The organism is Aestuariirhabdus haliotis, assembly GCF_023509475.1.
Lineage (GTDB): Bacteria > Pseudomonadota > Gammaproteobacteria > Pseudomonadales > Aestuariirhabdaceae > Aestuariirhabdus > Aestuariirhabdus haliotis.
In genome coordinates, this window is record NZ_JAKSDZ010000078.1 from 1 (window position 1) to 5,429 (window position 5,429).

Sequence of the window (5,429 nt, forward strand, 5' to 3'; positions counted from 1 at the left end):
GCCTTTTTGAAAGGTCTCGACCTTACTGCAAAGGCGTGTCGCGATTCTGAATTCGCCTGAAAGCCAGAGTTCATCTGAATTAATCAGAGGTGCCCAAGTTGTGTGGCGGGCTGGGTGTGTCAACCAGCGGGTTCTATGACTGGAAGAACAGAAGGCCCTCTCAGAGAAGCCTGGAAGGTGGTGATCTCAGGGCTGAGATTCAGTCGATCTATGATGCCAATGAAGGCCGATATGGCAGTCCTGAACCTCCCACCTACACTAGCTTTCCCCTTCCGTGGCCACTCTAGGAGAGCGATTGATGGGCCATTGGCTGATCAGCATGCCCATCAGCATCAGGCAGCACCCCAGCAGCTGTTTGCTACCCATGGCTTCGCCTAATAGCAGCCAGCCCCCGATTACCGCAAAGACGGCTTCGGTCGACAGAATGAGCGCTGTCACACTGGGATCTACCTTGCGCTGGGCGATGATCTGCAAGGTACAGGCAATGCCACTGGAAGCAATACCGGCATACAGCAGCGGCATCCAGGCGTCCTGGAAATCGCCGAGGGTTGCGGTCTCGGTCGTCAGGGCAAATACACTGGCCAGCAATGCCGCGACCGCAAACTGGCAGATCGACAAGCTGATGGCGTCGACCTTACGTGACAGCCAGCCGATGATCAGGACATGGGCGGTCCAGAACAGGGCACCGACCAACTCCAGCAGATCACCGTAGTTCACGCTGAAATCGGGACCAATGGTCAGGCTGTAGAGCCCGAGTATGGCCAGTACCACACCGACCCAGGTTTGCGGGTTGGTACTCTGCCCCAGCAAGGTTCCCACGATGGGCACCATGACTATATACATACCGGTGATAAAGCCGGCATTGCCCGCCGTGGTATGCAGCAGTCCAATCTGTTGGAACGTAAAGCCGCCAAACATCACACAGCCCGCTAATAAACCACCAATCCACAGAGTACGTCCCTGGGGCATTTTCCCCCGACTCATCATCAGCCAGAGGGGGATTAACGAGACCGCTCCCAGAATAAAGCGGGCCGCATTGAAACTGTGGGGGCCGAGGTAATCCATGCCCGCACTTTGGGCAACAAACGCGAAACCCCAAATGGCAGCGACGCCGACCAGCAGCAGGTGAGAAGGAGAGATAGCAAGCACGGCATGGATTCCTGAATGATTAATTATTAGAGGGGTAGTCTGCCGGTAAGGGGCGACGAAGGGGTCTATTGTAGAGGGGTAGGGAGGGTGAATGGGAGAGCTTGACTTAAGAATCAACGGCCAAACCCTTTAGTAAATGCTATATCTATGTCTAATGACTTAAGAAACTAAAGTTGTGCGGGTGATGGCCAATATAAGGGATAGGGTGTTGGCTTTGTTGCAAGCCCATTGATCAGGATCCTGCATAGGGAAGGGTATGAATCTACGGTTACGCTTTGTGATCTTTACCGCTGCATTGGTGATTGGTGCAGGAGCGGCTGCCTGGGTGCCCATGCGGCAACTGGCGGAAAATCTGATTGAGCAATGGGCGGTTCGTTATGCCGAGAAGCAGGTGTTGTACAACAAGGTGCGAACCCTGCAGCCGATCATTCGCGAGATCGCCCTGGCACGACAATTCGCCGATTCCGAACCGCTCAAACAATGGGCGCGTAATCCGGATAATGAGCAACTGAACACGCAGGCCATGGCTGTGATGGAGAAGTTTCGTCAGCATTTTGCCGAAAAAAGCTATTTTGTTGCCCTGCTGAACGCAGAGCGCTATTACCACAACAATAAACAGAATGAGTTTGCTGGTCAGCAGTATCGATACACACTGAGCCGCTCAAATGAAACCGATCAATGGTTTTACAGCCTGGTCGAACAGGAACGAGAGCTGCACCTGAACGTAAATTCAAATGCTGCCCTGGGTGTCAGCAAGCTGTGGATTGATGTGTTGATGCGAGACGGTGACCAGGTGTTGGGCGTGGTCGGTACCGGGCTGGATTTGACCGAATTTATTGGCCGGGTCATCGAACAACCAGAGCCGGGTATCACCAGCTTTTTTGTCGATCATGAGGGTGCGATTCAGATCTATCGCGACCAGTCGATGATCGATTTTTCCAATCATCGGGGCGGCCCCAGAAAAAACCTGGATCTTATGTTTGATCGCGACAGCGACCGGGCTGCCATACGCGAGGCAATGGCGGAATTGGCTTCCACGGATGATCGAGTGATCAGCCGCTTTGTAGAAGTGGAAGGCAAGCGTTTCCTGGCCAGCGTGGCCCATCTGCCGGAGGTGGGTTGGTACGAAATTATGCTGATGGACCTCAAGGTCTTGTTGCCCCTGAGCAGTTTCGGGGAAATCGTATTGGTTTACCTGGCGGTATTAGTGGTGGCCTTGGCTCTGTTTCTCCTGGCGCTTGAGCATTACCTGCTGAATCCATTGCAAAAACTGGAGCAGGCGATGAATCATGTACGCGAAGGGGCCTATGATGACAAGGAATTACCCGTTCAGGGCAAAGGTGAAGTCGCGCGTTTGCTCGAACATTTTCGTGAGATGGCGCAGTCGGTGATCAGCGCCCGAGAGGAGCTGGAGCACAAAGTGCAAAAGCGCACCGAGGCGCTCGACCGGTTGACTAAAATCGACCCGCTGACCGAGTTGTTGAATCGCCGGGGCATGACCGAGCGAATCGAGGCTGAAATCAGCCGCAGCGACCGTGAAAACAATTGTTTTGGCATCATCTGGATCGATCTCGATCTGTTCAAGTCGATCAACGATCAACATGGCCATAGTGTGGGTGATCAGGCCCTGAAGCTGGTTTCAAACAGTATCGAGTCGGTATTACGCCCCTATGATTGTGCAGCCCGGTGGGGCGGTGACGAATTTCTGGTGCTGATCGAAACCTGCGATAACGAGTTATTGAAAAGCGTTGGTGAGCGTATACGGGAATCGGTGGATCAGCATCGGCTGTCAAGTGAATCGGGGGATCCGGTATCGATACAGATCAGTGCTGGTGGCTATGTCGCCAACGATCGGGATAAACTCGCCGATTTGTTGTTCAAAGCCGACCAGGCGCTCTATGCCGCCAAACATGCCGGACGTAATTGTTTCTGCAATTACGATGAATTGCCCAGGGATACCGAGACGTTGACTTGAGGGATCCAGGGCTGCCCGGCTTCTGGAGATCCGATATGATGTGAGCTCGTGCTGTATCGGATAGCGATGCCCTTTGCTGAGAAAGGCTCAATTATGTTGGAACATTTTCAATGGTTACCCTTCCTGTTGGCCATTACGGCCCTGACCCTGACACCGGGAATCGATACCCTATTGATTGTTCGCAATGCCGCGCGTGGTGGTAGCAAGGATGGATTTGTCAGCAGCCTGGGAATTTGTACCGGGCTCTTTGTTCATGCCTTTATTTCCGCTGCCGGGTTATCGGTAATTTTGTTAGGTTCCGCCGAACTTTTTGCTCTGGTCAAGTATGCCGGGGCGGCCTATCTGGCGTGGTTGGGTTGGCACAGCCTGCGAGCGGCATGGCGAGCCCAAGCCTTGCCTGTAACCGGCACACCCGCACAAGCCGTATCTGCTCGGCAATCGTTTCGGGAAGGGTTTTTATCTAACGTACTGAACCCGAAAACCATCATTTTCTACATGGCCTTTTTACCCCAGTTTATTGATCCCGAGCAGTCGGCAATGGGCCAGTCGATGGCGATGGCCTCCATACATTTCCTGATTGCCACACTGTGGCAAGGGAGTCTTGTATTGCTGGTGGAGCGAGCCCGGTTATGGCTCACCAAACCGATCACCAGCCAGGTGATGAACGGCATAACCGGAAGTTTGCTGATGGGGTTTGGCGTACGCCTGGGTATGGAGTCCTGACTCGATCAACAGAGCCATGTGTTATAGCCGGAAACCCTTTGCATTAAGCCCGCCGCAAGCGCAACAGTACGAACAGATAAACACTCAGGTTGATCAGTAACGCCAACACCCCCAGCCAAACTTGCCATTGGGGTGTCAGGCCGGCGGGATAGATCAGCGGAATCAGGTAGTGTTCGATAAAGCCGCCGGGGTAGCCTGCCTCCCCGGCGGCCCGGCGAAACTGGTTTTCTAAGGGGGTTAGCGGGCAGATCCAGCCATTGAATTCCAGTAAAGCGATCCAGCAAACCGCTGGCAGATGCAGCAACGGTGTCCAGCGCCAATAAAGGGTAAACAGCCCGCCCAACAGGGCAAAGATAATAAACAGGAGATGGGTTAGCACCAGCAGGTCGGCGATAATTCGAGCATCCATGCGTATTCAGTGTAGAGTACTCTGGCTACTAAGGTGCTACCGGGGCACTGGATAACCAGGATAATTATATGACGTCACTTCGTTTACTACTTCATGCAGCGGGCAACTCCGCGCCACGTTGGCAAGCCGCCATCGACGAACATTTACCCAAGGCAGAAGTACGTCAACTCTCGGAGATCAAAGACGACTGGCAGGCCGATTATGCGCTGGTCTGGAATCCGCCGGCCGAACTGTTTACCAGCCAGCAACGCTTAAAAGGGTTATTTAATCTGGGGGCGGGGGTCGATGCGCTGTTGGCCAATCCTGATTTGCCTGAGACTCTGCCGGTCTACAAATTACGTGACGCAGGCATGGCAGAGCGCATGACCGATTACATTCGCTACGGCTTGCTGCATTTTCGCCGGGATATGGATCGTTACCGCAACCAGCAGGCTCAAGGGCTATGGAAACCATACGGGGTTTCCAGTCATGCCAAATGGCCGGTTGGTGTCATGGGGCTGGGAGCCATCGGGGCGGAAGTAGCCGCCAGGTTGCACACCGATGGTTATTCGGTGCTGGGTTGGAGTCGTAGCCCAAAGTCATTGCCTGATATCGAAACCTGCGCTGGCCACGATGCTCTGGCGGGCTTTTTGGCTCGTTGCCGGGCGCTGGTTTGCGTGCTGCCTGCTACTCAGAAAACTCGGCATCTATTGAATAAGGAGCGGTTATCGCAATTGTCGGCGGGTGCCATCCTGATTAACTGTGGCCGAGGTGAAGTGCTCGACCATGAGGCGCTGATTGAGCAGGTGGATAGTGGACATCTACGCGGTGCTTTGCTGGATGTGTTTGAGCAGGAACCCCTGCCGGCTGACAGCGCCTTGTACAGCAATAGTAAAATAATAATCACCCCTCATGTTTCGGCGCCAACGCCGATCGCCGAGGCTGCCCAACAGATTGCCGAAAGTATTGAGCGTCTAGAAGCGGGCAAACGCCTCGAGACGGTTGATCGAGATCGAGGCTACTAGAGAAGCTAAGGCACCTCTGATTAATTCAGATAGATCTCTGCGGACCCTAAAAGGTTTTTATCAAGGCGAAGCTGGCCGTTCATGTCGAGACCTGGACAAGGGCTTCAACACCGAGAAAAAGCATTTTTAGGGCCGCCCTACGGGGCTTTCGGGCGAATCCAGCCTCTTT

General features: G+C 53.8%; 5 protein-coding genes. 3 read left to right on the plus strand and 2 right to left on the minus strand.

Annotation, left to right across the window (positions count from 1 at the left end; all coding sequences use genetic code 11):
• Positions 1-258: 258 nt before the first annotated feature.
• Positions 259-1,149, minus strand: coding sequence for a DMT family transporter (locus MIB40_RS19100; protein ID WP_319941695.1), 891 nt, complete (start codon positions 1,147-1,149; stop codon positions 259-261).
• Between the two features lie 256 nt (positions 1,150-1,405).
• Here MIB40_RS19100 and MIB40_RS19105 point away from each other — a divergent pair, with 256 nt between their 5' ends.
• Both MIB40_RS19105 and MIB40_RS19110 read left to right on the plus strand, forming a co-directional pair.
• Positions 1,406-3,124: a GGDEF domain-containing protein gene (locus tag MIB40_RS19105; protein WP_249697103.1), complete on the plus strand. Its 1,719-nt coding sequence runs from the start codon at positions 1,406-1,408 to the stop codon at positions 3,122-3,124.
• 93 nt (positions 3,125-3,217) lie between these two features.
• On the plus strand, positions 3,218-3,847 hold the full coding sequence (locus MIB40_RS19110) for a LysE family translocator (RefSeq protein ID WP_249697104.1): 630 nt from the start codon (positions 3,218-3,220) through the stop codon (positions 3,845-3,847).
• A gap of 43 nt (positions 3,848-3,890) precedes the next feature.
• Here MIB40_RS19110 and MIB40_RS19115 read toward each other — a convergent pair whose 3' ends face one another.
• Positions 3,891-4,256 carry a DUF2784 domain-containing protein gene (locus MIB40_RS19115; protein WP_249697105.1) on the minus strand — a complete coding sequence of 122 codons (366 nt, stop codon included), beginning with the start codon at positions 4,254-4,256 and terminating at the stop codon, positions 3,891-3,893.
• Between the two features lie 68 nt (positions 4,257-4,324).
• On the opposite strand from MIB40_RS19115, the gene MIB40_RS19120 reads away from it, so the two are divergent.
• Positions 4,325-5,260: a 2-hydroxyacid dehydrogenase gene (locus tag MIB40_RS19120; protein WP_249697106.1), complete on the plus strand. Its 936-nt coding sequence runs from the start codon at positions 4,325-4,327 to the stop codon at positions 5,258-5,260.
• Positions 5,261-5,429 lie beyond the last annotated feature (169 nt).